This is a genomic window from Mesorhizobium sp. XAP4, from assembly GCF_029269325.1.
Classification (GTDB): Bacteria; Pseudomonadota; Alphaproteobacteria; order Rhizobiales; family Rhizobiaceae; genus Mesorhizobium; species Mesorhizobium ciceri.
This window is the reverse complement of sequence record NZ_JARIXW010000004.1, coordinates 49,996-74,703: the sequence shown is the minus strand read 5'-3', so window position 1 is coordinate 74,703 and position 24,708 is coordinate 49,996. Positions and strand designations below refer to the sequence as shown.

20 protein-coding genes and 1 pseudogene are annotated in these 24,708 nt (G+C 63.8%); 10 read left to right on the top strand and 11 right to left on the bottom strand.

From position 1 onward, the window contains the following. Nucleotides 1–2: 2 nt before the first annotated feature. Together P3C39_RS18025 and P3C39_RS18020 are read right to left on the bottom strand one after the other, a co-directional pair. Nucleotides 3–848 (bottom strand): ABC transporter permease, encoded by an 846-nt coding sequence (locus tag P3C39_RS18025; RefSeq protein ID WP_346016451.1) that lies wholly within the window; start codon nucleotides 846–848, stop codon nucleotides 3–5. Further along, nucleotides 845–1,858: an ABC transporter permease gene (locus P3C39_RS18020; protein ID WP_027164248.1), complete on the bottom strand. Its 1,014-nt coding sequence runs from the start codon at nucleotides 1,856–1,858 to the stop codon at nucleotides 845–847. The genes P3C39_RS18025 and P3C39_RS18020 overlap by 4 nt, the downstream gene beginning before the upstream one ends. Nucleotides 1,859–2,044: 186 nt before the next feature. Here P3C39_RS18020 and P3C39_RS18015 point away from each other — a divergent pair, with 186 nt between their 5' ends. The 4 genes and pseudogenes from P3C39_RS18015 to P3C39_RS18000 all read left to right on the top strand — a co-directional run bounded on the left by P3C39_RS18015 (nucleotide 2,045) and on the right by P3C39_RS18000 (nucleotide 6,755). After that, nucleotides 2,045–2,854, top strand: a complete 810-nt coding sequence (locus P3C39_RS18015) for an IclR family transcriptional regulator (RefSeq protein WP_013528139.1) — start codon at nucleotides 2,045–2,047, stop codon at nucleotides 2,852–2,854. Between the two features lie 136 nt (nucleotides 2,855–2,990). Then, nucleotides 2,991–3,741 (top strand): annotated as a pseudogene (locus tag P3C39_RS18010) (SDR family NAD(P)-dependent oxidoreductase). Nucleotides 3,742–3,844: 103 nt separating this feature from the next. Then, nucleotides 3,845–5,233: a glucoamylase family protein gene (locus P3C39_RS18005; protein WP_275954172.1), complete on the top strand. Its 1,389-nt coding sequence runs from the start codon at nucleotides 3,845–3,847 to the stop codon at nucleotides 5,231–5,233. Then, complete coding sequence (locus tag P3C39_RS18000) at nucleotides 5,223–6,755, top strand: mercuric reductase (protein WP_275954173.1); 1,533 nt, start codon at nucleotides 5,223–5,225, stop codon at nucleotides 6,753–6,755. Before P3C39_RS18005 ends, P3C39_RS18000 begins: the two co-directional genes overlap by 11 nt. A 185-nt stretch (nucleotides 6,756–6,940) precedes the next feature. Here the strand turns inward: P3C39_RS18000 and P3C39_RS17995 are convergent, their stop codons facing one another. The 3 genes from P3C39_RS17995 to P3C39_RS17985 form a co-directional block, all read right to left on the bottom strand. Beyond that, a complete protein-coding gene (locus P3C39_RS17995; RefSeq protein WP_275954174.1) occupies nucleotides 6,941–7,915 on the bottom strand; it encodes a hypothetical protein in 975 nt (324 codons plus the stop codon). Nucleotides 7,916–8,132: 217 nt separating this feature from the next. Continuing rightward, nucleotides 8,133–8,708: a DUF1349 domain-containing protein gene (locus P3C39_RS17990; protein ID WP_063170443.1), complete on the bottom strand. Its 576-nt coding sequence runs from the start codon at nucleotides 8,706–8,708 to the stop codon at nucleotides 8,133–8,135. A 91-nt stretch (nucleotides 8,709–8,799) separates the two neighbouring features. Beyond that, nucleotides 8,800–10,239 (bottom strand): aldehyde dehydrogenase family protein, encoded by a 1,440-nt coding sequence (locus tag P3C39_RS17985; RefSeq protein WP_127384628.1) that lies wholly within the window; start codon nucleotides 10,237–10,239, stop codon nucleotides 8,800–8,802. 269 nt (nucleotides 10,240–10,508) lie between these two features. On the opposite strand from P3C39_RS17985, the gene P3C39_RS17980 reads away from it, so the two are divergent. From P3C39_RS17980 to P3C39_RS17955, 6 genes are all read left to right on the top strand, one after another. Next, complete coding sequence (locus tag P3C39_RS17980; RefSeq protein ID WP_024501867.1) at nucleotides 10,509–11,168, top strand: TetR/AcrR family transcriptional regulator; 660 nt, start codon at nucleotides 10,509–10,511, stop codon at nucleotides 11,166–11,168. Nucleotides 11,169–11,374: 206 nt separating this feature from the next. Beyond that, nucleotides 11,375–13,786, top strand: coding sequence for an FAD-dependent oxidoreductase (locus P3C39_RS17975; RefSeq protein WP_064992936.1), 2,412 nt, complete (start codon nucleotides 11,375–11,377; stop codon nucleotides 13,784–13,786). An 82-nt stretch (nucleotides 13,787–13,868) separates the two neighbouring features. Then, entirely contained in the window at nucleotides 13,869–15,122 is a 1,254-nt protein-coding gene (locus P3C39_RS17970) for a sarcosine oxidase subunit beta (protein ID WP_275954175.1), read from the top strand. A gap of 70 nt (nucleotides 15,123–15,192) precedes the next feature. Next, complete coding sequence (locus tag P3C39_RS17965) at nucleotides 15,193–15,459, top strand: sarcosine oxidase subunit delta (RefSeq protein WP_013528149.1); 267 nt, start codon at nucleotides 15,193–15,195, stop codon at nucleotides 15,457–15,459. After that, the gene (locus P3C39_RS17960) at nucleotides 15,456–18,332 is read left to right on the top strand and encodes a sarcosine oxidase subunit alpha family protein (protein WP_275954176.1); all 2,877 of its coding nucleotides are present in this window, start codon (nucleotides 15,456–15,458) and stop codon (nucleotides 18,330–18,332) included. The genes P3C39_RS17965 and P3C39_RS17960 overlap by 4 nt, the downstream gene beginning before the upstream one ends. After that, the gene (locus P3C39_RS17955; RefSeq protein ID WP_063171072.1) at nucleotides 18,325–18,864 is read left to right on the top strand and encodes a hypothetical protein; all 540 of its coding nucleotides are present in this window, start codon (nucleotides 18,325–18,327) and stop codon (nucleotides 18,862–18,864) included. The genes P3C39_RS17960 and P3C39_RS17955 overlap by 8 nt, the downstream gene beginning before the upstream one ends. Before the next feature lie 14 nt (nucleotides 18,865–18,878). On the opposite strand, the gene P3C39_RS17950 is transcribed toward P3C39_RS17955, so the two are convergent. The 6 genes from P3C39_RS17950 to P3C39_RS17925 form a co-directional block, all read right to left on the bottom strand. Continuing rightward, the gene (locus tag P3C39_RS17950; protein ID WP_063169862.1) at nucleotides 18,879–19,364 is read right to left on the bottom strand and encodes a hypothetical protein; all 486 of its coding nucleotides are present in this window, start codon (nucleotides 19,362–19,364) and stop codon (nucleotides 18,879–18,881) included. 118 nt (nucleotides 19,365–19,482) lie between these two features. Further along, nucleotides 19,483–20,043, bottom strand: a complete 561-nt coding sequence (gene msuE, locus P3C39_RS17945) for an FMN reductase (RefSeq protein WP_064992932.1) — start codon at nucleotides 20,041–20,043, stop codon at nucleotides 19,483–19,485. Between the two features lie 64 nt (nucleotides 20,044–20,107). Beyond that, nucleotides 20,108–21,355 carry an SfnB family sulfur acquisition oxidoreductase gene (locus tag P3C39_RS17940; RefSeq protein ID WP_064992931.1) on the bottom strand — a complete coding sequence of 416 codons (1,248 nt, stop codon included), beginning with the start codon at nucleotides 21,353–21,355 and terminating at the stop codon, nucleotides 20,108–20,110. 24 nt (nucleotides 21,356–21,379) lie between these two features. Beyond that, nucleotides 21,380–22,186, bottom strand: coding sequence for an ABC transporter ATP-binding protein (locus P3C39_RS17935; RefSeq protein WP_275954177.1), 807 nt, complete (start codon nucleotides 22,184–22,186; stop codon nucleotides 21,380–21,382). 79 nt (nucleotides 22,187–22,265) lie between these two features. Beyond that, nucleotides 22,266–23,603, bottom strand: a complete 1,338-nt coding sequence (locus P3C39_RS17930; protein WP_275954178.1) for an ABC transporter substrate-binding protein — start codon at nucleotides 23,601–23,603, stop codon at nucleotides 22,266–22,268. A gap of 64 nt (nucleotides 23,604–23,667) precedes the next feature. Further along, nucleotides 23,668–24,708: a branched-chain amino acid ABC transporter permease gene (locus P3C39_RS17925; protein WP_275954179.1), complete on the bottom strand. Its 1,041-nt coding sequence runs from the start codon at nucleotides 24,706–24,708 to the stop codon at nucleotides 23,668–23,670.

The window sequence follows — 24,708 nt, the reverse complement described above, 5'->3', positions numbered from 1 at the left end:
GCCTAGTCCGACCTTGGATCGAGAATGTCGCGCAAGCCGTCGCCTATGAAGTTAAAGCCCAGCACGATGGTGAGGATGGCGACGCCGGGACCGAAGGCGATCCACCATTGATAGAAATGAACGGCGCCATCGGAGATCATCGAGCCCCATTCGGGTGTCGGCGGCGTGGCGCCGAGGCCGATGAAGCTGAGCGACGCGGCAAGCAGCACGACCTGGCCGAGATCCATGGTTGCGCTGATCAGCACCGGGGTCCAGCAAAGCGGCAATATGTGCGTGAACAGCACGCGCCGCGGCCTGGCGCCGGCGGCGATTGCCGCCTCGACATGCTCGCGCTCCTTCACCTCCAATACCTGCGCCCGCATCAGCCGGGCGTAGACGGGCCACCAGACGAGCACCATGGCTATGGCGGCATTGCCGAGGCCTGGTCCGAGCGACGCCGCGACGGCCATGGCCAGCAGCATCGGCGGAAAGGACAGAGTGACGTCGACAAGCCGCATGATCGCCGCGCCGGTCGATCCGCCGACGAAGCCGGAAATGGCGCCGAGCAGCGAGCCTATGATCACTGCAGAGACGACGACCAGAACCGCGATCGGCAGCGAATGCGCGGCCCCGTGCAGAGTGCGGGCCAGCACATCGCGGCCGAGTGCGTCGGTACCCAGCCAATGCGCCCAGCTTGGCGCCTGAAGCCGGCGTGCGACCATTTCGAGCGGATCGAACTGCACGACCAGGTTGGCGAATACGGTCATGAACAGCCAGAACAGGATGACGACCGTGCCGATGGCCAATGGCGCGGTCAGCCATTCGGGAACCGTCGAGGAGCGGGACTTGGTGACGACGACCGCCATCAGCTCAACCTCACGCGCGGATTGGCCACCACGTAGAGGATGTCAGTGATGAGGTTGGTGACCAGGAAGGCGAGACCACCGACGATGGTGACGCCGATGATCGCCGGGAAATCGAGCGCACGCGCTGCCTCCACGGCATAGGACCCCATGCCCGGCCAGGAGAAGATGGTTTCGGTCAGCACCGCGCCGGTGATCAGATAGGCGAAGGAATAGCCGATGACGGTCAGGGTCGGCACCATGGTGTTGCGCAGGGCATGGACGATGACGACGCGGAATTCGCTCGCCCCCTTGGCGCGCGCGGTGAGCACGAACTCGCGGCTCATCACATCAAGCATGTTGGCGCGCACCAGCCGCGATATGGTGCCCGAAACCGTCCAGCCGAGGACGAAGGCCGGCAGAAGCAGGTGCCAGAGCGCGTCCTTGAAGACGGTCCAGTCGCCAGCCAGAAGCGAATCGATGGTCAGGAAGCCGGTGATGCCGGGCGGCAATGCCAAGCGGGCATCGACCCTGCCCGGCCCCGGCAGCCAGTTCAGCATGACGGAGAAGATGAACAACAGGCCGAGCCCCGACCAGAACACCGGCAGCGAAGAGCCGAACAAGGCGAACAGCCGCGCGCCATGGTCGATCAGGCTGTTGCGGAAATAGGCGGCCAGCACACCAAGCACGATGCCGAGCGTGGTGCCGAAGATCATCGCGGCGAAAACCAGTTCGAGCGTTGCCGGCAAGCGGTAGAGAATGTCGGTGCCGACATTGCGCTTGGTGATGAACGAGGTGCCAAGATCGCCGCTCAGCAGATTACCAAGATATATCATATAGCGTTCCGGCAAAGGACGATCGAGACCCCAACGCGTCTTGGCGGCGGCCACCACTTCGGGGTTGCTCATCTGCTGTTCGGCGACAATCGCGGTCAGCGGATCCCCCTTGGTCACCGTGGTGATCAGGAAGGCGATGGTGACGATGCCGAGCACCAGAAACGGCATTGCGATAAGCCGGCGCAAAATATAGCGAGACACGTGGCTACCTTCACAGGGAGGGGCTTCGTAAGATGGCACAAGGCGCTGGGACATGCCATCGACGGAAGCATATTGACAGCCCGAGAAAGCCGCTGTCAATATAAATGGAATTTAATTTCATTTTTGATCGACAGTGCCGACGTCACCGGCCCGACAGGCGAACGACGACGCCAGAAAGACCTCAGCGTGCGCAAGCGAGCGACCAGGGACGAGACGGAGCTTGAAGGCGAAGGCGCACAGCTTTCGTCGTCGCTGGTGCGCGGGCTCGGCATCCTGCGCGCCTTCCGGCCGGGCGACGCCTCGCTCGGCAACCAGGACATCATTGCCCGCACCGGCCTGCCCAAAGCCACGGTGTCGCGCATCACCTATACGCTGAGCGCGCTCGGCTACCTCCTGTACGACAAGGATCTCGGCCGCTACAGCCTGGGGTCGGCTACCGTGGCGCTCGGCTATTCGGCGCTCAGTTCAAGCGCCGTCGTGCACGTCGCCCGGCCGCTGATGCAGCCGCTGGCCGATTTGACGGGGGCGGCGGTGGCGCTCGGCACGCGCGACAGCCTCAACATGGTGTATCTCGCCAATTGCCGGTCGGAGAGCCTTGTCACGCTGCGGCTCAACCCGGGCTCCTATCTGCCGATCTGGAAGACATCGATGGGGCTGGCCTATGCGGCGGCCCTTTCACCCGAGGAGCGCGTCAGCCTTGTACGGGCTTTGCAGGAGGCGGAGCCGGACAAGGCAGCGATGATCGCGGCGGCGATCGACGATGCGATCGCCCAATATGCACGCCAGGGCTATGTCACGTCGTTCGGCGCCTGGCACAGCTACATCCATGCAGTCGGCGTGCCGTTCCGCCCGCGTGACGGCTCGCCGCTGGTTGCCATCACCTGCGGCGGCATCGGCGAGATCATTACCGAGGACCGCGCGCATGCCGAGATCGGACCAGCGCTGGTGGCGATGGTGAAAGCACTGGGCGACCAGCTCGAGGGAATTCCCGTGTAATCCCGGCACGGGATTGGCCCAGACGATCGGGCTGCATGCCGGCTTGAACTTGCCTGGTGGTGGCAGCACAGTCGCCGCCGATGGCATGGCGCTCGCGTTGTCAGTCCATCGGGTTCGGGTGACGGGGGGAGATCGGATGCCGATGAATTTTGCAGGACGGTTCAGCGATCGGGTGGCGGTCATCACCGGTGGCGCATCGGGCATTGGTCTGGCGGTGGCGCAGAGGATTGTCGAAGAAGGCGGACGGGTTTCGGTCTGGGATCGCGATCCCGCCCAGATCGAACAGGCCAAGGCCGTCATCCCCAGTCTTCACGGCATCGCTATCGACGTTGCCGATGCCGCTGGCGTGGAGCGCGCTGCCCGGTCGACGCTCGAAGCGCTTGGCGGTGTCGATATCCTGGTCACCAGCGCGGCGATCACCGGGCCGAACATGACGACCTGGAACTATTCGGCGGAAGATTGGCAGAAGGTCATCGACATCAACATCAACGGCGTCTTCTACTGCAACAAGGCGCTCGTGCCGCACATGCTCGAGCGCAACTATGGCCGCATCGTCAACATCGCCTCGATCGCCGGCAAGGAAGGCAATCCCAACGCCTCCGCCTACAGCACGTCCAAGGCCGCGGTAATCGGCCTGACCAAGTCGCTCGGCAAGGAACTGGCCAAGACCGGGGTGACGGTCAATTGCGTCACGCCGGCGGCCGTGCGCACCGCGATCTTCAAGCAGATGAGCCAGGAGCACATCGACTTCATGCTGTCCAAGATACCGATGGCGCGCTTTGGCGGTCGACGAGGTGGCGGCGCTGATCTGCTGGATCGCCTCGGAAGAGTGTTCGTTCACGACGGCCGCCGTGTTCGACGTTTCCGGCGGCCGCGCCACCTACTGAGGCAGAACGAATCTCAATTCCACGTGACGGTGCAACGGATGGAGCATGCGGGCGTATAGTTGGACGCCTCGAATCGACAAGTCGCGACAAGGTAGCGGGAACCATGACACGGAATGCAGCCGTCAGGCGGGAGTTTGCTACTTTTGCTAGAGCCGAATCTGCCGCACTGTCCGACGATGAGCTTCTGGACCGCTATCAGCGCGCCGCCTTCGATTATTTCCTCGATAACGTGAACCCCGAAAACGGACTGGTCGCCGACACATCGCGGCCAAATTCGCCGGCCAGCATCGCTGTCGTCGGCTTCGCGCTGTCCAGCTATCCGATCGGCGTCGAGCGCGGTTGGATGACGCGCGATGCCGCCGCGAAGCTGACGCTGGCCGCGCTGCGTTTCTTCTCGACCAGCCGGCAAGGCAATAGCGACGACGTCACCGGCCATAAGGGTTTTTACTACCATTTCCTCGATATGCGGACCGGCCTGCGCGTCTGGCGCTGCGAACTGTCGATGGTGGATACGGCGTTGCTGATATCAGGCATGCTGGTGGCGAGCGCTTATTTCTCCGGTGACGATGACGAGGAAGCCGAAATCCGCCAACTGGCCGAGGCGCTCTACCGGCGCGTCGACTGGCGGTGGGCACAGGGTTCAAGCCCGACCCTGCGGCAAGGCTGGAAGCCAAAGAGCGGCTTTCTGCACTATGGCTGGGAGGGCTACAACGAAGCGACGATCCTCTACGTGCTGTCGATGGCCTCGCCTGACAGTCCAACCTCGGATAACAGCTACGAGGGCTGGACGGCGACCTATCAGTGGGAAAACATCTACGGCTACGACGTGCTGTATGGCGGCCCATTGTTCATGCACCAGTTCTCGCATGCCTGGATCGATTTCGCCGGCATCCGCGACGCCTTCATGCGCGAGAAGAACTCGGACTATTTCGAAAACAGCCGCCGCTCGACCTATCTGCATCGCGACTATGCGCGCCACAACCCTTACGGCTATGACGGCTATGAAGAGAACCTTTGGGGACTTTCGGCGGGCGACGGGCCGGGCGGCTTCCGCACCAGCGTGGAGCGACAGCGCCGGCGGTTTTCCGGCTATGCCGCGCGCGGCGCTCCGTTCGGGCCCGATGACGGGACGATCGCCCCTTGGTCCTATCCGGCATCACTGCCTTTCGCGCCGGAGATCTGCCTGGCGGCGCTGCGCCATCTCGGTGATCGCTACCCCGAGGTGATCGACAATTTCCGGCTGCCGAGCGGCTTCAATCCGACATTGGCGAACCGGCGTAAATTCGGGAGGCACGGCTGGGTGTCGGAAGGCCACTATGGGCTGGATCAGGGTATCGTGGTGATGATGATCGAGAACCATCGGTCAGGGCTGATCTGGAAGCTGATGCGGTCCAATCAGCATATCCGTCGCGGCCTGCACAAGGCCGGATTCAATGGCGGCTGGCTGTCTCAGCCGGCAAGCCCGGCGTCAGGTGGCGGCAATGTCGCGTGACCGGACCAGGATCACCGCCTTCCCCGTCGACAGCAACGACATCAGTCTGATCGCGAGCGCCCATCCGCCGCACTGGAAGAACCCGCAGCCGGACGGTCCCTACAACCTCGTCGTCATCGGTGCCGGGCCGGCTGGGCTGACTGCCGCCTACGAAGCGGCCGGCCTCGGCGCAAAGGTCGCGCTCATCGAGCGCAATCTGATCGGCGGAACTTGCGTCAATGTCGGTTGCATCCCGTCCAAGTCGATCATCCGCACCGCAAGGCTTTATGCCGACATGCGCGATGCCGAGAATTTCGGCGGCGACATGCCGGACCGTCTTCACGTCGACTTTCCGCGCGCCATGACGCGGATGCGGCAGATCCGGCAGCGGATCAGCCGCGCGGATGCCGCCGATAGGCTGGTTTCCGAAGGCATCGACCTTTATTTCGGCGAAGCGCTGTTTTCCGGACCGGACGCTGTCACGGTCGCCGGACAAACCTTGCGTTTCAGGAAGGCGCTGATCGCGACAGGCGCGCGCCCGAGGCTGCCGACGATTCCAGGCCTTGCCGAGGCCGGCTATCTCAGCAACGAGACCATGTTCGAGCTCACGGAGTGCCCGAAGCGGCTTCTGGTCATTGGCGGCGGACCGCTCGGCTGCGAGGCGGCGCAGGCCTTCTGCCTGCTCGGTGCCAAGGTCATCCTGGCGCAACGGGAACCGATGTTCCTGCCCGGCGAGGAACGCGACGCCGCCCAGATTCTTTCGGACGCGCTGGCGCGCGAAGGTGTCGAGGTTCGCCTCAACACCGAGGTGGTAGCGGTGCGAACGGAAGGCGGCAAGAAGCTCGCCGATCTGGTGTGCGACGACATCACGACAACGATTTCCGTCGACGAGATCATCACCGGCATCGGCCGATCGCCCAATGTCGACGGCCTCGACCTGGAAAACGCCGGGGTGGCATACGATGCCGACGGTATCAAGGTGGACGATTATCTCCGCACCACAAATCCGCACATCTATGCGGCGGGCGATGTCTGCCTCGCCTACAAATTCACCCACACCGCCGAGGCCACAGCTCGCATGGTCGTGCGCAATGCCCTGTTTCTCGGACGCAGGAAACTGAGCGAGCTGGTCATTCCGTGGTGCACCTACACCGATCCGGAGATCGCCCATGTCGGCCTCTATCCGGCGGAGGCGCGCCAGAACGGCATCCCGGTCAAGACTTATACGGTGCTGATGAACGATGTCGCCCGGGCGGTCATGGACGGCGAGGAGGAGGGTTTCGTCAAAATCCACGTCAGGGAAGGGTCCGACCGCATCCTGGGCGCCACGGTCGTCGCCAGCCATGCCGGTGAGATGATCAATGCGGTGTCGCTGGCCATCAAATCGGGCATGGGATTGCGTGCGCTGGCCGACGTCATCCATCCCTTCCCGACGCAGGCGCTAGGCATAAAGATGGCCGGCGACGCCTATCGGCGGACAAGGCTCACCTCATCATGGAAGCATCTGGCGGGCCGCTGGTTGGCGTGGTCCAGGCGATGGTGACATTCCGGCAGCCTGCCGCAGCTGGTGCGTCGGACATTCGGCGACGATGCGGCGCTTGACGAAAGCCTCGTCGACCATCTCGGATATCCGCCAAACGTCGGTGCCATCCAGAGGTTAGCCGGCTCTATATTTCCGCGGATCCTGCGGGCCCTGCCGACCGCGACTCCAATTTCGTGGCTGCCCTGTCAGAGTGCGTGCAGAAGTTCTTGCCGAATGGGCTCGAGATAGGTTTGCGGATGCAAGCGTCCCCAAACATGGTCGCGCTCGGTCAGGTGCTTAACCTGCTCTATCCAGCGCCTCGGCGCATCAGGGTCCCTGACCTCATGCCAGTCGTCGACGATAATGACCGGCAGACCCTGATAGAGCGGGTCGAGCGGCGAGGTCTTGGTGACGACGATGCAGCCGAGATAAAACAGCTCCCATGTCCTATGGCAGTCCAGGCCGTTGCCTTCGGTGGACAGCACAAGCGGGTATTGCGAGTACAGTTGCCAGATCGAGCGCTGCGAGACGCGTTTCGTCAGGAAATCGACATGCGGACATCCGCGCAGGGCATCAAGCAGTTCCCGGCGCTGTCTCGAGCCATTGCTGATGCTGAAATCAGAGAACAGTCTGGGCGGGCGGCGGTCCACATGATCCTGCCGGGCGCGTATGATTTCCAGTTGCTTCACAAGCCCTTCCGGCGTGGCGAAGGACCGAGGCGTGTGAAGATCGAGCCCGATCGGGAAAGGCTTGACCCTGGGGTGAGTGCCGTCACAATTCTGGCTGTACCAGGAGACCAGGAAGGGGTTGGCGAGAAGCTGGTCGACGGTGTCCTTCGCCAGATCAGACGGCACCGAAGCATCGCCATCGGTCGTCAGCAGCGTGAACGGTGCCGTGATCGTCGGCAACACGATCCTGACGAACGTGTCGAGATCACAGGTTTGCGCATCCCTGGACAAGGTGCTCAGACGCAGCCAGACGATGCCATGTGCGCCGCTGTAATGCTGGCGGAAAAATGCCTCGCTCTGTGTCGATGCGGTTGACGCGTTGCGATACCAGCGCGGCCCGGCGAAATCGCAGAAATGTCCGATCCCTTGCGACCACAGCACGGGCGGAACGCCAAGAAATCTCAGCGCCCTGGAATAGACGGCTCTTTTGACTGCCCTTCGCAACCTGCCCATGGGCAACTCCTAGCGCGGATGCCAACACCGTTGCAACGTGCTGCCCGACATATTCGCCTTGAGCGGAACAAAGGCCAAAAGTTTCCCCGCAATACCCCTTCCGGCTCCGGAGAACCCAACTTACGACAGGCGCAGCCGTCGGCGAGGCAGGCGGCGATCTACAGACTTGATTATGACAAAGGTCGAAGGGCTTGCGGTCGGCGCAAGGCCGCACGTCTCAATCGTGCAATTCCCGCGATATCGGCGGCCCCACCGAAAAGCCGGAGAATGTGACCTCGAAGCCCTCGCGTTGCGGCGAACAGCACATCATGCCGACATCGACCGTCCTGGAGATCGGAAAGTAGGCGAGCCGCACAGGCTTCCAGTGGCCGTCGGAAGCATCGAGATACTGGACACGGATCGTTTCGGCGTGACGGGTCAGCCGGATCCTGACGCCGCCCGGACCGGCATGAATGGCGACCAGCGACCAGTCTGACGTGTCGTTGGTGACCACGACGGAGAAATAGGCAAGGCCGTCGGTGTACTCGATACCGGCCTTGATCCAATGGGTTTCGCTGAGCCGGACCATCAGCCCCGCCTGATCATAAAGCACCTCGTAGTCGCCTTTGACGGTGACCTCGGCGGTGAAATCGCCTTCGACGGGCCGGTGCAGGAAGTGGCCATTGTCGCGCCAGAAACCGTAGAAGGTCTCGCGCCAGAAATCGGTCTCCTTGCCGGTGCGCACACGAACGCTGTCGCCATCGATAGAATGGTGCGGCGGCGGGTTAAGCCAGGTCAGGTCCTGCACTGTCATCCTTCGCGCCGCTCCAATCCAGATGTGCATGGCGGGGTTGCCGGCGTGGTCGGCAGTGACCGATCAGCCCGGCTGATCGGTCGACGGCTGATCAGCCCGCGAATGTATAGGCCGTCTTTACCGTGGTGTAGAACTCCGCCGCATAGTGGCCCTGCTCGCGCGGCCCATAGCTCGAACCCTTGCGGCCGCCGAAGGGAACATGGAAATCGACACCCGCCGTCGGCAGGTTGACCATCACCATGCCGGCCTCCGAATTGCGCTTGAAGTGCGTGGCATGCTTGAGGCTCGAGGTGCAGATGCCGGAGGTCAAGCCGAAGGGCGTGTCGTTGGCAACGGAAAGCGCCTCGTCATAGTCCTTGACGCGAATGACGCTGGCGACAGGCCCGAAAATCTCCTCGCGCGAACTGCGCATGGCGTTGGTCGCCTCGGTCAGCAACGCCGGCTGCAGGTAGAAGCCCGGCGTCTTGCGGTCGAGCCGCTCGCCACCGAAGGCGAGCGTGGCACCTTCCCTGACGCCGATGGCGATATAGTCCTCGTCCTGCTTCAGCTGCGTCGCGTCGACGACAGGACCGATCTGGGTCTGCGCGTCGAGCGCATCGCCGATGACCAGTTTGCTCATGCGATCCTTGAGGGCGTCGACGAAGCGGTCGTGAATGCCGTCAGCCACAATCAGCCTGGACGAGGCGGTGCAGCGCTGGCCGGTCGAGAAGAAGGCACCGTTGAGCGCGCAATCGACGGCGATCGCGAGGTCGGCATCGTCGAGCACGACCAGCGGGTTCTTGCCGCCCATTTCAAGCTGGAACTTGCGCATGTGTTCGATGCTTGCCGCAGCGACGCGCTTGCCGGTGCCGACCGAGCCGGTGAAGCTGATGGCGTTGACATCGGGACTGTCGAGCATCGCCTGACCGACGACCGAGCCCTTGCCCATGACGAGATTGAGCACGCCCTTCGGCAGGCCGGCGCGATGCAGGATGTCGACGATGGTCCAGGCGCTCTCGGGAACCAGCTCCGCAGGCTTGAAGACGACGGTGTTGCCGTGTGTCAGCGCCGGGGCGATCTTCCAGGCCGGAATAGCGATCGGAAAATTCCACGGCGTGATGATGCCGACCACGCCGACCGCCTCGCGCGTCATCTCGACGCCGACGCCCGGCCGCACGCTCGGCACGACCTCTCCGGTCAAACGCAACGTTTCGCCGGCAAAGAAGTCGAATATCTGGGCGGCGCGAATTGTCTCGCCGATGCCTTCGGCCAGCGTCTTGCCTTCCTCTCGCGCCAGGTTGCGGCCGATCTCGTCCTTGCGCGCCAGAATCTCGTCGGAGGCCTTTTTCAACACCGCGTGACGCGCCAGCGGACCGGAGCGGGACCAAGCCGGGAACGCTGCCTTGGCCGCAGCGATCGCCTGCTGGGCCTGTTCGACACCCGCCGATGCATAGTCGCCGACGATGTCGCCGGTATCCGAGGGGTTGATGTTGCGCGAACCGGCATCGCCGACCCACTCGCCATCGATGAGGTTCTTTCGAAACAGCGTCATATCGTGTGTTCCTGCTTGTTGGCCGCGCGGGCATCTGTCTGAACTGGTATTTGCCAGACAATTGCCTCGCGGGAAAGCAAACAGTGAACCGCCAGCCGCGACAAAAATCCCCGTGCCTGCGCCGCGCGGATGGCGGGCGACGACGATTCCCCATCGAGCCTCGATGCAGCCAACCTCCATCGTGCATCAATCGGCTTGGGCCGATTCATCCTGTACACTTATGTCCATAGCCTTGATTTGCCTGAGGCAGCATGTCATGCGTCGTGTCGATGGCAGCTCTCGAAACGACGATTCAGCGCGCCGGCGCCACCGGCAACATCAAGGCCACTCGCGAAGACTGGCTGAAGCTTGCGCTTGAAACGTTGATCTCTGACGGAGTCGAACGCGTCCGCGTGCTGACGCTTGGCCAGAAGCTCGATGTGTCGCGCTCCAGCTTCTACTGGTATTTCAAGAGCCGGCAGGATCTGCTCGATCAGTTGCTGGATTACTGGCGGCAGACGAATACCAAATTCATCGTGGAACGCGCCAGGCGGCCTTCCGCCACCGTCATACGCGGGGTGATGAGCATTTTCGAATGCTGGGTGGACGAAAGGCTGTTCGACCCCCAGCTGGATTTCGCGATCAGGGCCTGGGCCCGTCGTTCGCCCGCCATCAGGCGCGCCTTAGACGAGGCCGACGAGGAGCGTGTCAACGCCATACGCGACATGTTCATGCGTCACGGCTACGACGAGGAGGATGCCTTCGTGCGGGCCCGCGTGCTGTATTTCATGCAGATCGGCTATTACTCGCTTGAGCTCAACGAGCCGATGAGCAGCCGCCTGCCTCACGTCGCCGGTTATCTGCGCAGCTTCACCGGCCAGGAGCCTCCGGCGGAGGATGTCGAGGACTTCTCGCGCTATGTCGAGAAGACGCTTTCGCGCAACCGATAGTACGGCCCGGCCGCCGCGGCCTGACGATTTCGCTTCGCGCATCGGCCCAATGGCAAGCACGGTTGCTGCCGACAGCAGCAGAGGAGCCCTCTGCCGTATCGGCGCAGAGCGGCGCACGGGCGCTCATTCCGCTGTCCGCCATCCTCTAGACACATATGTACAATACCGATAGGGTACGCCACACTGGCTGGGTGGAGTGCGACAGGATGAAATCCCAATATCGGGCGATCGTCATCGGCGGCGGCGTGGTTGGAGCCTCGGTGCTCTATCACCTGGCGAAGTTCGGCTGGAGCGACGTCGCGCTGATCGAACGCGAGGTGCTGACCGCAGGGTCGAGTTGGCATGCGGCCGGCGGGTTCCATGCGCTGAACGCCGATCCCAACATCGCCGCCCTGCAGGCCTACACGATCGACCTGCTCTCCGAGGTCGAGAAGGAATCGGGCCAGAGCATCGGCATGCACATGACCGGCGGTATCTCGGTCGCCTCGGCGCCGGAGCGCTGGGAATGGCTCAAGGCTTCCTACCGCATCTTCCAGACCATGGGCATCGACGATGTCCACCTGGTCGGAGTCGATGAGATCAAGCAGCGCTGCCCGATCCTCAACACCGACGGCATGCTGGGTGGACTCTATGCCGCGCGCGAAGGCCATATCGATCCCTCGGGCGTCGTGCACGCCTATGCCAAGGCAGCCAGGCTGCGCGGCGCCGATATCATCGAGCACAACCGCGTGCTGGCACTCAACCGCCGCGCGGACGGCGGCTGGGACGTGGTCACCGAGAAGGGCACGGTGATTGCCGAACACGTCGTCAATGCCGGCGGGCTGTGGGCCAAGCAGGTCGGCCGGATGGCCGGCATCGACCTGCCGGTGTCGCCGATGGAGCACCATTATCTCGTCACCGAGGCGCTGCCCGAAATCCAGGCGCTGGACAAGGAATTGCCGCTGATCGTCGATCTCGAAGGCTTCACCTACATGCGCCAGGAACAGAAGGGCCTGCTGCTCGGCATCTACGAGATCAACCACAAGCACTGGAACATGGATGGGGCGCCGTGGGATTACGGCATTGAACTGATCCAGGAAGACACCGACCGCATCGCCGACGAGTTGGCCCTCGGCTTCAGCCGATACCCCTGCCTGGAGAATGCCGGCATCAAGCGCTGGGTGAACGGCGCCTTCACCTTCTCGCCGGACGGCAATCCGCTGGTCGGCCCGGTGCGCGGGGTTCCCAACTACTGGGTGGCGTGCGGCGTCATGGCCGGTTTCCTGCAAGGCGGCGGGGTCGGCAAGTCGCTTGCCGAATGGATGATCCATGGCGAGCCGGAAGCCGATGTCTACGGCATGGACATCGCCCGCTATGGCGATTTCGCCTCCAACCGCGAATACATCAGGCAGACCACCGGGCAGTTCTATTCGCGCCGCTTTGTCATGAGCTATCCCAACGAGCAGTTGCCGGCGGGGCGGCCCTTGAAGACAGCCGGCGCGCATGACGCGATGGATGCCGCCGGCGCGCGCTGGGGCAATTCATGGGGCATGGAAGTGCCGCTCTATTTCGCGCCGCATGGCTTCGTCGAGACACCGACGCTGAAGCGCTCCAACGCCTTCGACATCGTCGCACAGGAGTGCCGCAAGGTGCGCGAGGGCGTCGGTCTGCTCGATATCACTGCCTTCTCACGCTACGAAATCGCCGGGCCGCAGGCGGAAGCTTGGCTCGACCGGCTGCTTGCCTGTGCGCTGCCCAATCCGGGTCGCGCCAAGCTCGCGCCTATGCTCGGCGAAAACGGCAAGCTCAAGGGCGACCTCACCGTCTTCAACTGGGGCGATGGCTCCTGGTGGATCATGGGATCCTACTATCTGCGGCAGTGGCATATGCGCTGGTTCGAGCAGCATATGAGCGACGGCGTCACCGTCCGCGACATTTCAGACGCGGTCGTCGGTTTCTCGCTGGCTGGTCCCAATGCGCGAATGCTGCTTGAGCGCCTCACACATCAGGACGTTTCGCACGAGGCCTTTGGCTTTCTAGCCTGCAAGACATTGGATGTCGGGCTGGTGCGGGCCAAAGTCGGGCGGCTCTCGGTCATCGGCGAACTCGGCTACGAGATCCATTGCCAGGCCAATGAGCACGCAGGCCTGCGCCGCGCGCTGCTTGCCGCAGGCAGCGATCTGGGCGTCACCGAATACGGCTTCGGCGCGGTCAATTCGCTGCGGCTCGAAAAGAGCTTTGGTATCTGGTCGCGCGAGTTCACGCAGGACTATACGCCCGATGAGACCGGGATGGACCGCTGGATCGCTTTCGACAAGGGCGATTTCATCGGCCGCGAGGCGGCCCGGAAGGAGCTGAAGGCTTCATCGAGGCGCACGTTGGTGACGCTTGAAATCGACGCGGTGGACGCCGATGCCAGCGGTTACGAGCCGGTCTGGTATAGAGGCAAGCTTGCTGGCTTCGTCACCTCGGGCGGCTACGGCCATACGGTCGGCAAGAGCCTCGCCATGGCGCTGGTCGAGCGCGAGGTGGCTGATATCGATACGCAGTTGACAACCCACATCGTCGGCGTCGAAAGAGGTGCGCGCGTCATCGCCTCGTCGCCATACGATCCACTGGGCAAGGCGATGCGGGCATGACCGATCGAACGGGTGACGTCGGTGCGGAAGACCATGCGATGATCCACGTTTCTTTCCGAAAATCAGGCCTGTCCGGCACGTCATGACCACACGCTATTCCGCCTTTTCGCTGTTCAAGGAGGGCCTGGCCGGCCAAACCGGCTGGCAACCGGCGTGGCGCTCGCCCGAGCCGAAACTGTCCTATGATGCGATCGTCATCGGTGGCGGCGGCCATGGGCTGGCAACGGCCTATTACCTGGCCAAGAACCACAACATCACCAGCGTAGCGGTGCTGGAAAAAGGCTGGATCGGCGGCGGCAACACCGGCCGCAACACCACCGTGGTGCGCTCCAACTACTATTATCCGGAGAGCGTCGAGCTCTACGGGCTGGCGCACCGGCTCTATGAGGGATTGTCGAAAGAGCTCAACTACAACGTCATGCTGTCGCAACGCGGCATGGTCAATCTCTGCCACTCGACCGGCGAGATGGAGATCGGCGCCCGCACCGTCAACGCCATGCAGATCAACGGCATCGATGCGGAGCTGTTTTCGCCTGACGATGTGCGCCGGGTGGCGCCGATCTACAATTTTTCACCGGACGCACGCTTCCCGGTGTTCGGCGGTATCTGGCAAGGCAGGGCCGGAACGGCACGCCATGATGCGGTCGCCTGGGGCTATGCGCGGGCCGCAAGCCGACTCGGCGTCGACATCATCCAGAACTGCGAGATCACCGATTTCATCATCCAGGGCGGCCGCTGCCGTGGCGTCCAGACCTCGCGTGGCGCGATCCGTGCCGAGCGTATCGGCATGGCGGTGGCCGGGCATTCTTCGGTGCTGGCGGCCAAGGCCGGCTTCCGCCTGCCGATCAATTCCTATGCGCTGCAGGCCTGCGTTTCCGAGCCGGTCAAGCCAATCCTCGACACGGTGGTGCTGTCGCCCGGCTGCGGCGTCTATGTCAGCCAGTCGGACAAGGGCGAGATCGTCATCGGCGGCGGGCTCGACCGCATCCCCTCCTACGCGCAGCGCGGCAATCTGCCGACGCTGGAGGGGGTGATTGCCGGCCTGCTGGAGATGTTCCCGATCTTCGGCCAGCTCAAGCTGATGCGGCAATGGGCTGGGATCGTCGATGTCGTGCCGGATTCCTCGCCGATCATCGGCCCCTCGCCGCTGCCCGGCCTGTTCCTCAATTGCGGCTGGGGCACGGGCGGCTTCAAGGCCATTCCCGCAGGCGGCACGCTGCTGGCGAACCTGCTGGCGACTGACGAACACAACCACATCAGCCGTCCGTTCGACCTTGATCGCTTCGCCAGCGGGCGCCTGATCGACGAAGCGGCCGGCTCCGGCATCGCGCACTGATACATGTCGCCCAAAAGTGCGCAGCGGTTTTGGGAGAACGACATGCATAAAGACGAAGATTGAGGATTTTATGCAGCTTTTCCCTTGCCCATTCTGCGGCCCGCGCGACGAAACCGAATTCCACTATGGCGGCGATGCCGGCAATGCGCGGCCGGATGGCGCCGATGTGCCGATCGATCGCTGGGCTGATTACCTCTATCTGCGCACCAATCCGAAAGGCACGGCGCGCGAAATCTGGGTTCACATGAACTGCGGCGAGTTCTTCGTCATGGAGCGCGACACCGTCACCCACAAGGTGCTGTCCTCGGCCGCACTCGGCGGGGAGCACGTCGCGTGACCGCCTCGCGCCTTGCCACCGGCGGCAGCGCCATCGACCGCTCGCGCCTGATCCGCTTCAGCTTCGACGGCACCATCGTGCAAGGCTTTGCCGGCGACACCATCGCCTCGGCGCTGCTGGCGGGTGACGTCGCGGTCGTCGGCCGCAGCTTCAAATATCACCGGCCGCGCGGCATATGGGGCGCCGGCGTCGAGGAGCCAAATGCGCTGGTCGATATCGGCGGCTCGCGGGCGACGCCCAACACGCGCGCCACGACCGGGCCGGCGCGAGACGGACTGGTGGCGAAAAGCGTCAACGCCACGCCCAGCGCACTGGCCGACCGCAACGCCTTCCTGGACCGTTTTGCGCGCTTCATCCCGGCCGCGTTCTACTACAAGACCTTCATGTGGCCGGACTGGCACAGGTTCGAGCCGCGCATCCGCGCCATGGCGGGGCTGGGCACAGTCGATGCCGACTGGACCTCGCCCGGCATGGCCGACCAGATCAACCATCATTGCGACGTGCTGGTGGTGGGCGCGGGGCCGGCAGGGCTGGCGGCGGCAAGACTGGCGTCCGGTGCTGGCCTGACCGTCACACTGGTCGACGACCAGCAGAGCCCCGGCGGATCGCTCGGCCATCGTGCCGCGGAGATCGACGGCAAGCCGGCGGCCGTATGGGTCAAGGAGACGATTGCCGGGCTTGCCGCTGGCGGTCACCTCATCCTGCCTTCGACCACCGCCTTCGGCATTTACGACCACAATCTGGTCGGGCTGAACCAGCGTCATCTCGACGGCCGGCCGGATACGCTGTGGCGCGTCAGGCCGCGCCAGATCGTGCTGGCGACCGGCGCCATAGAGCGACCGCTGCCCTTCGCCAACAATGACCTGCCGGGCATCATGTCGGCGGATGCGGCGCTCGCCTATCTCCGGCGCCACGCTGTGCTGGTCGGCCGCCGCATCATCGTCGCAGCCAACAATGACAGCGCCTATGAGGTCGCGGGGGCGCTCGCCGAGGCCGGCGCCGACGTCACGCTTGTCGATATCCGGCGTGACGGCACGCCTGCGGCGGCGGCCAATGTCCGGCTGATCAAAGGCCGTGCGCTGGCTTCCGCCAGCGGCAAGCTGCGCGTCGACGGCGTGACGCTCGACGACGGCACGAGGTTCGATGCCGATTGCGTTGTGGTCTCGGGCGGCTGGACGCCGACCATTCATCTCTTCGGCCAGGCCAAGGGCAAGCTCGCCTGGAGCGATGCGCGCGCGGCCTTCCTGCCGGGCGAACCGGTCGGCGGTATCGCCGTGGTCGGCGCCGCAGCCGGCGCGGTCTCCTTATCGGAGGTGTTTGCCGGCGTGGAAAAGGCATTCGCCGGCAAGGAGAACGCGGCAACACCACGCAGCACCGGGCCGGAGGCGACGGACGGCATTCTCCCGGCCTGGCCGATGCCGGGCTCGAAAGGCCGCATCTGGATCGACTACCAGAACGACGTGACGGTGAAGGACGTCGAGCTGGCCGCACGCGAAAACTTCGTCTCGGTCGAACATCTGAAGCGCTACACCACGCTCGGCATGGCGACCGACCAGGGCAAGACCTCCAACCTGCCCGGGCTGGCGCTGATGGCAGGGATTACCGGCCGCACGGTGCCGGAGGTCGGCACCACCACCTACCGGCCGCCGTTCACGCCGGTGCCGCTGGCAAGCTTTGCCGGCGCGCGCGTCGGTGAATTGATGGCGCCGGTACGGCGACTGCCGCTCGAAAACGTCCATCGCGCCAGCGGCGCTGTCTTCCAGGAATATGGCGGCTGGCTGCGGCCTGCCCACTATGGCGGCAACGCGGACGCGGAACGTTCGATCGCGGACGAGGCGCGACGTGCGCGCCAGTCGGTCGCGCTGTTCGATGGTTCGACGCTCGGCAAGATCGAGGTGATCGGGCCGCAGGCGGCGGCGTTCGTCGATTTCCTCTACTACAACACCATGTCAACACTGAAACCGGGCCGCTGCCGCTATGGCTTCATGCTGTCTGAGAACGGCGTGGTCTTCGACGACGGCGTGCTGGTGCGGCTGGACGAGCATCGCTTCATCGTGTCGTGCTCGTCCTCGCATGTCGCCGCCGTCCATGCGCGGCTGGAGGAATGGCGCCAGGACCGTTTTGGCCGCAGCGCCGTTTACATCCACAACGCCACACCGGACATGGCGACACTGACCGTTTCGGGGCCAAATGCCCGCAAGCTGCTGGAAAAGCTGCATCTTGGCCTCTCGCTCGACGATGCCGACCTGCCGCATATGGCGATCGGTCATGGCACTTATGCCGGCGACGAAGTCCGCATCGCCCGCGTCAGTTTCACCGGCGACAGGAGCTACGAGATTTCGATCCGGGCCGACCACGCCGAGCCGCTATGGGCGCATCTGCGCGAGGCCGGCCAGGCGCTCGACCCCATCGTCATCGGCCTGGAGGCGCTGATGATCCTGCGTGCCGAAAAGGGTTTTATCGTCATCGGCAAGGACACCGACGGCACCACATTGCCGCATGATCTCGGCGTCCACGGTCCGCGGGCCAAACGCAAGACCGAGTTCGTCGGCCGACGCTCATTGTTCACCGATGAGGCGTCACGTGACAATCGCATGCAGCTTGTCGGGCTGGCAGTGCCGCAAGGCGAAGCACCGCTGCCGACCGGCGCGCATGGCATCAAACGGATCGACGGCAGATTGCGCAGCCAGGGCTTTGTCACCTCGAGCTACCAGAGCCCGACGCTTGGCCGCCCGGTTGCGCTTGGGCTGATAGAGCGCGGCGCGACGCGGCACGGCGAGACGATCGACATCCAGCATCTCGGCAAGATCAGCAAGGCGACAATTACCGCCCCTTGCGCCTTCGACCCGGCAGGAGACCGGCTGCATGCGTGATCTCGCGGAAAAATGGTCCGTTGCACCGGACTGGCAGGGTGCGGTCATCGCCACGCCGGGCCTTGCGATACGAGCAGTCCTCGACCTCTCCCAGTTGCTGGTCAGCGGCGATCTCGACGCATGGGCGCGAGTATCTGGCGTGGACCGCACTGGTGTCGGAGCCTTTGGCACCGCACAAGGTGACCGCTATGCGGCACGACTGGCGCGCGACCGGCTGCTGGTCGTCTCGAACAGCCCGCTTGCCATCGCCTCGGGCTGGCACACAGACGGGTTCGCGGTGACGGCGATCAGCGCCGGGTTGCAAATGTTCGAGGCCGAGGGCACGGCGCTCGACGCTTTCATCGCGCGTGGAACGACGCTCGATCCCAGCCAAGCGAGCGCCAGTGCAGCGCTGTCCTTCGCCGACATCAGCGCCGTCGTCTATCGCCATGACGCCAAGCTGCGCATCCATGTCGATCGCGGTCTTGCCGCCTATCTCTGGACATGGATGGAAATTGCCGCCGGCAACATCGCCGCAGGATCAGCGAAGTAGCCGGTTACGGCTGGTCAGAGTGTGAACGACCAGAACAGGCAGGCCAGCGTCGCAGCGGCAAAGACGACGAAGAACAGGCTGCGCAGCAGCACGTTGCGGCGCAGCTCGTTCATGACAAAGTGACAACCGACGATCGCCGCGGCAAACAGGAACCGCCAGTTCAGCAATGTCCACACGGCGCTGCCCTGCCCGAACGCCCATCTGGCGACCATACAGCCGACGATGGTCGCAAACAGTGCGATCACGGTCCAGAAAAGGGCATCGGCGGCATGGGTCAGGACGATACCGGCCGCCCTTATCGGCAGGATCATCATCAGCATCGCGCTGAAGAAATAGACGGCGGCAATCGGGATGAACACGCCGGCGTCGGCAATGCCGTCAAGGCGCCTGACGCCGATCGCGCCATAGGGATAGCCGTGCCTGGCGACAGCCAGGCTCAACGCCATGAGCAAGGCGGTCAGCACGGCGACCAATGCGAAGGATGTGAGGGCTTTGCTCATGACGTTCCTGTCCCAGACGAATCAGACAGGAACGGTTTTAGCGGTCGGTCGTAAATTGCGCGTAAGCGGGGGCGCTGCCCTCACGGATTTCGTTCAGTTCAATCTGGCTGACGACAGGCTATTCAGCGGCGATCCGGCCTGCCGAACGATTGGCCAGCACAAAGCCGACCTCGTCGACCGCCTGCGCCGCACGCTTAAGGATCGCCTCGGAGCGCAGTACGCCGTCGGTGAAATCCTTGTCGGTGGCGTAGACGGCGGTGGGCAGCGCAAAGGCCTCGAAGAAGCCGAACAGCGGCCGCAGCTGATGCTCGACGATCAAGGCATGGCGCTCGCCACCGCCGGTCGCCGTCAGCACGATGGGCTTTCCCCGCAATGCCGCCGGATCGATCAGGTCGAAGAAATGCTTGAAAAGGCCGGTATAGCTGCCCTTGTAGGTCGGCGAGCCCACGACAAGCACGTCGGCGGCGAGGATTTGTTCCAGGATCGCGTGCGCCTGGCCGTCGAGATCGCGGGCCCATTTCGCCGTTCCCAGCGTCGGGCCGAGGTCCTCGATATCATAGGTGCTCGCCGACAGGCCGTGGCTGGCGGCAATGTCCCTGGTGACCAGATCGACGAAGGCGCGCGTCTTTGACGGCCTGGTGATGTTGCCGGAAAAGCCGACGACTGTTGGGTTTGACATGGCAGTGGGCCTCTTGAATGGTCGAAGGTTTGACGTGGCAGGCCGCCAGCCCGCCGGTGGAAAATCAGCTCCAGGCGTGCAGCGGCGGGTTTTCGCCGTTGAGGAAATATTTGCCGAGGATCGAGTATTTCCAGCGCACCGGATCGTGCAGCGTGTGCGTGCGAGCGTTGCGCCAATGCCGGTCGAGATTGTGCTCGGCCAGGGTTGAGCGGGTCCCTGCCAGTTCGAACAGCTTGTTGGTGGCGGCGATGGCGATCTCTGTCGACAAGATCTTGGCTTCAGCAGTGACGATCTGGGCGTGCGCCACCGTCTCGGCTGTCGGCTCGGCCACTGCCCGGTCGATTGCATGACCGGCCTTTTCGAGCAGCGCCTGCGCCGCGTGCAGGCGCAGCGTCAGGTCGCCGATGGCCTGAATAGTGTAGGGATCGTCCCAGGCGTTGTCGACGCCGCTGTCGATCCAGGCGCGGCTTTTGGTCCTGACGAAATCGACCGTCTCGTCGATCGCCGCCTGGGCGATGCCGGTGTCCACGGCCACCTGGATGATCTGGAAGATGGCGCCGTCGGCGGTCGGTTTGTCGTAGCCCTTGTAGCCGGGTACCAGATGCGTCTTCGGCACCTTGACGTTGTCGATGATGACGGTGCCGGACAGGGTCGTGCGCTGGCCGAAGCTCGACCAGTCGTCGATGACGGTCAGGCCGGGTGCGCCGCGGTCGGCGATCGCATACCAGGCGCGGCCCTCGTCATCGAGCGCCACGATCGGCACCAGATGGGCGAGCAGCGCGCCGGACGAATAGAATTTCCGGCCGCTGACAACCACATGATCGCCGGCATCGGTGAAGCGGGTCTCGAAATCGGCGGCGCGCTTGGAACCGAACTCGGAAAAGGCGTTGCCGAACCGGGTGCCCTTCAGCGCTTCGGCGAACAGCAGCTTCTGCTGATCGGCGTCGGACACGGTGCGGACGGCGGCTACAACACCGAGATGATTCTGCGCAACCTGGCCAATCGAGGAATCCGCCGCCGAGATGATCTCGATCACCTTCGCCAGCGTCGCATAGGACACCTCCGGCCCACCGAATGCCTTGGGTACATTGATCGACCACAGGCCGCTTTGCGAAAAGGCATCGAGTTCGGCGACCGGCCAGATCCGTTCACGGTCGCGCCGGGAGGAGTCCTTGACGAATTCGGCGGCGAGCGCATGGGCAACCGCAATCGCCTCGGCGTCGTCCTTGATGATGTGCGCCGGGGCGGTCGGCCTTGCGACTGGCGGCACGGCGGCGGAAGCCTTGTCGGTCTTGACGGTCGAAACGGTCATTTCACTGCTCCTTGGGATTTCGATTCAGGCAACGGCGTGGAGATGGGCGGGCTTGGTGGCGGGTGACGCCTGTTGCCCGGGGTTCGATTGACCGAGATAGAAGGCCCTGATGTCCTCGCGCTGGCGAAGCTCGGGGGCCGCGCCGGCGAGAACGGAAACGCCGTTCTCCAGCACCGTGGCATGGTCGGCATATCGCAGCGCCACTGCGGAGTTCTGCTCGGCGACCAGGATGGATAGGCCAGTCTCGCGGTTGAGTTTTCTCAAGCTCTGGAAGATGTCCTGGACGATGATTGGCGCGAGCCCCATCGACGGTTCGTCCAGGACGAGCAGCCGCGGCCGCGACATCAGCGCCCTGCCGATGGCGGTCATCTGCTGTTCGCCGCCGGAAGTCAGGCCGGACAATGTCCGGCGTTTTTCCCGAAGCCTCGGGAAATAGCCGTAGATCCGTTCGAGATCCCCGTTGATCTCGGCGCGGCTGCCGCTGCGGCCGATGCCGCCGGCGATCAGATTCTCCTCGACGGTGAGGCTTTTGAAGCAGTGGCGGCCTTCCAGCACCTGAACCAGCCCGGCGCGCACCAGATCACCCGGTTTGCGGCGCGAGACATCAGAGCCCTCATAGCGGATGGTGCCGGCATTGACCTGGCCGCGTTCGGCCGGCAGCAGGTTGGAGACGGCCTTCAGCGTCGTGGTCTTGCCGGCACCATTGGCACCGAGCAATGCCAGTATCTGGCCGCGCCTGAGCTCGAAACTGACACCATGCAGCGCCGTGATGGCGTGGTTGTAGGTGGCATGGACCGTGTCCACAGCAAGAATGACGTCATCGTTCGGCATAGGCTGTTCTTTCGCGGTTCGAAAACCGAACAGGTCGGGCGCCACGGAAACTTGGTCCGCGACGCCCGGCACTGACTGATCAGTTGGTGGTCACAGCATTGGCATCGTCGGCGGTGCGCAGCTTGATGCCCTTCTCGGCGGCGTAGGCCTCGGCGGACTTCTCGATGATTGGCCGCAGAAGCGCCCAGTCCGGCGCGATCCAGTCGGAGACGACGTTCCACTTCTTGCCGTCCCACTGCTGGAAGGTCACGTAGCCTTCGCCTTCATGGTTGTCCCAGCTGACATTGATCGAGTGGAACAGGTCCTTGGCGCCGAGCGCCTCGACCTTGGCCGGATCAAGCTTGAGATGCTCGAAGCCCCAGCGGACCTCGTCGCCGGTCAGCGTGCGGTGGCCGAACTTCTCCTGCGCGACCCGGATCGCCTCGACATTGAGGATGCCGTTGACGATGCCGAGATTGTGGTAGACCGAGCCGATGCGCGCCTTGTCTTCAAGGTTACCCTTGCCGGCGCCGTAGACCGTCTTCACGATCTCCTGAACCACCGGGTAGGAGTTGCCGGAAGCCTGCGTGGTGATGGCGGTGTAACCCTTGGCGGCGTCGCCGGCAGGGATGACATCCTCTTCAGAATTCGACCAGACATTGCCGACGATGTGATCGACGGGATAGCCGACCTTGACCGCCGTCTTCAGCGCCACCGGGTTCATCACACCCCAGCCGCGCAGGACGACGAAATCCGGCTTGGCGCGGCGGATGGTCAGCCACTGCGACTGCTGCTCGTTGCCGGGATGCGGCACCTCGATCTGCTGCACGGTGAAGCCGTATTTCTGCGCCAGCAGCTCATAGATCGGGATGGTCTCCTTGCCGTAGGGCGAGCCGTGATAGAGCACGACGATCTTCTTGCCCTTCAGCTTGTCGATGCCGCCTTCCTTGGAGGCGATGTAGTTCACGATGCCTGATGTCTCGCTGTAGGGATTGAGCAGCAGCGGGAAGACGTAGGGGAACACACGCCCGTCGGTGGAATCGGTGCGGCCGTGGTTGACGGTGATCAGCGGCACCTTGTCGGCGGTGATGCGGTCAATCATGGCATAGGCGATGCCGACCGAGAGCGGGTTCCAGGCGGCGGCGCCGGCATGGCTCTTCTGCCGCTCGTAGCATTCGACGCCGCGCTCGACCTCGTACTGGGTCTCGCATTCGCCCCAGGTCAGCTTGACGCCGTTGACGCCGCCGTCGCGGATGTTGATGAGGTTGAGATAGTCGATGAAGCCGCCGAAGAAGCCGGTGCCGCCGGCCGCGTAAGGCCCGACGCGATAGCTTTGCAGCGGGAAATATTGTTCGTCGGCGTGCGCGGCGGGCAAGGCCACCGACACGATCATCGCCGCGGACAACGCCGCCGCCTTGATTGTGCTGAGGAAAGTCATGGTCGAGGTACTCCCGGTATGGGCCGTCTTGTTCGGCCCCTTGTTCATTTTCGGATGCGTCAGCTCAGGTCGACTGCCAGGCGAACAGGAGCCGTCTTCGGACCCTGTCCCACAGCGCCACCAGCCCGTCGGGCTCAAGGATCAGAAACAGGATGATGAGCGCGCCCAGAACGATGCGCTGGCTCATGTCGAGCACGCCCGAATCGAAGAGATCGCCGAGCAGGAAGCCGCCGAGGCGCGACAGAGCGAGCGGGAAAACCACGATGAGGGCGGCGCCGAAAAACGCGCCGCGGATCGAAGCCAGCCCACCGATGGTGATGATGAACAGGACCTGGAACGACCGGTCGAGATCGAAGCCGTCCGGCTCGACGGTCCTCAGATAGGCGAAGGCCCAGATGACGCCTGCGACGCCGATGATGAAGGACGAGATGGCGAAGGCCAGCAGCTTGGTCCTCAGCACCGGAATGCCGATGATGCGGGCGGCGGTTTCATTGTCGCGGATGGCGATGAAGTTGCGCCCGGTCTGCGACGAGACCAGCCGATGGGCGAGGAAGGTCAGGACGGTGACGATTGTCAGCGCGAAGAGATAGCGACCGATGGCGCCGTCGAGCGCGAAACCTGAGATCGACAGTCTCGGCGCGTCGATGACGCCTGACGCCGAGTTGTTGGAGAACCAGCTGAACTTGGTCAGCGCCCATTGCACGAAGAACTGCGCGGCAAGCGTCGATACTGCGAGATAAAAACCCCTCAGCCGCAGGCTGGGCAGGCCGAAGACGATGCCGATCGCGGCGGCGACGATGCCGGCCAGGAAGATGCTGCCGATCAGCGGCAGGCGCTCGACGCGCAGGTTGAAATTATAGGCGGCGAAGGCGCCCGCCGCCATGAAGGCGGCACTGCCCAGCGAGACCTGGCCGGCATAGCCGGTGAGAATGTTCAAGCCCACGCCGGCGAGGCTGAGCGCCAGGAACGGCAGCAGGATGGCCTCGAACAGATAGCTTGAGCCGATCAGCGGCACGACACCATAGGCGAAGGCGAGCAGCAGGACCGGTACGACCCATTTCGGCAGCACCGGCGCGGCGACGAAATCGCTTGTTATCGCGGTCAT

Bases quoted from the DNA above. Each gene is read 5' to 3' on its own strand.
- P3C39_RS17940 (WP_064992931.1), bottom strand. From the start codon at position 21,355: ATGACCGTTTCGACCGTCAAGACCGACAAGGCTTCCGCCGCCGTGCCG.
- P3C39_RS17930 (WP_275954178.1), bottom strand. From the start codon at position 23,603: ATGACTTTCCTCAGCACAATCAAGGCGGCGGCGTTGTCCGCGGCGATG.
- P3C39_RS17970 (WP_275954175.1), top strand. From the start codon at position 13,869: ATGACCACACGCTATTCCGCCTTTTCGCTGTTCAAGGAGGGCCTGGCC.
- P3C39_RS17995 (WP_275954174.1), bottom strand. From the start codon at position 7,915: ATGGGCAGGTTGCGAAGGGCAGTCAAAAGAGCCGTCTATTCCAGGGCG.
- P3C39_RS17925 (WP_275954179.1), bottom strand. From the start codon at position 24,708: ATGACCGCGATAACAAGCGATTTCGTCGCCGCGCCGGTGCTGCCGAAA.
- P3C39_RS17975 (WP_064992936.1), top strand. From the start codon at position 11,375: ATGAAATCCCAATATCGGGCGATCGTCATCGGCGGCGGCGTGGTTGGA.
- P3C39_RS17985 (WP_127384628.1), bottom strand. From the start codon at position 10,239: ATGACGCTGTTTCGAAAGAACCTCATCGATGGCGAGTGGGTCGGCGAT.
- P3C39_RS17935 (WP_275954177.1), bottom strand. From the start codon at position 22,186: ATGCCGAACGATGACGTCATTCTTGCTGTGGACACGGTCCATGCCACC.
- P3C39_RS18000 (WP_275954173.1), top strand. From the start codon at position 5,223: ATGTCGCGTGACCGGACCAGGATCACCGCCTTCCCCGTCGACAGCAAC.
- P3C39_RS17990 (WP_063170443.1), bottom strand. From the start codon at position 8,708: ATGACAGTGCAGGACCTGACCTGGCTTAACCCGCCGCCGCACCATTCT.
- P3C39_RS17980 (WP_024501867.1), top strand. From the start codon at position 10,509: ATGGCAGCTCTCGAAACGACGATTCAGCGCGCCGGCGCCACCGGCAAC.
- P3C39_RS17955 (WP_063171072.1), top strand. From the start codon at position 18,325: ATGCGTGATCTCGCGGAAAAATGGTCCGTTGCACCGGACTGGCAGGGT.
- P3C39_RS18005 (WP_275954172.1), top strand. From the start codon at position 3,845: ATGACACGGAATGCAGCCGTCAGGCGGGAGTTTGCTACTTTTGCTAGA.
- msuE (WP_064992932.1), bottom strand. From the start codon at position 20,043: ATGTCAAACCCAACAGTCGTCGGCTTTTCCGGCAACATCACCAGGCCG.
- P3C39_RS17965 (WP_013528149.1), top strand. From the start codon at position 15,193: ATGCAGCTTTTCCCTTGCCCATTCTGCGGCCCGCGCGACGAAACCGAA.
- P3C39_RS17950 (WP_063169862.1), bottom strand. From the start codon at position 19,364: ATGAGCAAAGCCCTCACATCCTTCGCATTGGTCGCCGTGCTGACCGCC.